This window comes from Pseudomonas sp. XP1, assembly GCF_053557675.1.
Genome location: NZ_JBNRIJ010000009.1, coordinates 56,276 through 57,508 on the forward strand (window position 1 = coordinate 56,276; position 1,233 = coordinate 57,508).

The window sequence follows — 1,233 nt, forward strand, 5'->3', positions numbered from 1 at the left end:
AATCCCCGCCACCTACATCCGTGGCGGCACCAGCAAAGGCGTGTTCTTCCGCCTGCAAGACCTGCCCGAGCAGGCGCAGATCCCCGGCCCTGCCCGTGATGCACTGCTGCTGCGGGTGATCGGCAGCCCCGACCCCTATGGCAAGCAGATCGACGGCATGGGCGGTGCCACTTCGAGCACCAGCAAGACCGTGATCCTGTCGCAAAGCATCAAGCCTGAACACGATGTCGACTACCTGTTCGGCCAGGTCAGCATCGACAAGGCCTTCGTCGACTGGAGCGGCAATTGCGGCAACCTCTCCGCCGCGGTCGGATCGTTCGCCATCAGCAGCGGCCTGGTCGACCCGGCACGCATTCCGCGCAACGGCATCGCCACCGTGCGCATCTGGCAGGCCAACATCGGCAAGACCATCATCGCCCATGTGCCGATCACCGAGGGAGAAGTGCAGGAAACCGGCGACTTCGAGCTGGACGGGGTGACCTTCCCGGCTGCAGAGGTGCAGCTGGAGTTCCTCGACCCGGCGGCCGATGAAGATGGCGACGGCGGGGCGATGTTCCCCACCGGCAATCTGGTCGATGACCTCGATGTGCCAGGTGTCGGGACGTTCAAGGCGACCCTGATCAATGCCGGTATCCCGACCATCTTCGTCAATGCGGCGGATATCGGCTACACCGGCACCGAACTGCAGGACGCCATCAACGGCGACGCGCAGGCGCTGCTGCGCTTCGAGACGATTCGCGCCTATGGTGCCGTACGCATGGGCCTGATCGACAACGTCGACCAGGCTGCCGGGCGTCAGCACACACCGAAAGTGGCTTTCGTCGCGCCGCCGAGCACCTACACTGCGTCCAGTGGCAAAGCGGTGCAGGCAGGTGATATCGACTTGCTGGTACGGGCCTTGTCGATGGGCAAGCTGCACCATGCAATGATGGGGACGGCCGCGGTGGCCATCGGCACCGCGGCGGCCATTCCGGGCACGCTGGTCAACCTCGCCGCAGGCGGGGGCGAGCGCAGCGCCGTGCGTTTCGGCCACCCCTCGGGCACCCTGCGGGTGGGGGCCGAGGCGCGCCAGGTGAATGGTGAATGGACAGTGACCAAGGCAATCATGAGCCGCAGTGCTCGCGTGCTGATGGAGGGCTGGGTTCGCGTGCCTGGCGATAGCTTCTAACGCACCACTGGCGCTCGGCTTTAGTTCGTTGGGGCCGCTTTGCGGCCCTTCGCGGGCTCGCCCGC

Annotated in this window: 1 protein-coding gene; it reads left to right on the forward strand. The window is 65.8% G+C overall.

Translation table 11 applies throughout. The annotated features are described in order from the left end of the window. The first annotated feature begins 1 nt into the window (after position 1). Positions 2-1,168 (forward strand): 2-methylaconitate cis-trans isomerase PrpF, encoded by a 1,167-nt coding sequence (prpF, locus tag ACK1U9_RS10705; RefSeq protein WP_449109885.1) that lies wholly within the window; start codon positions 2-4, stop codon positions 1,166-1,168. The last annotated feature ends 65 nt before the right edge of the window (positions 1,169-1,233 follow it).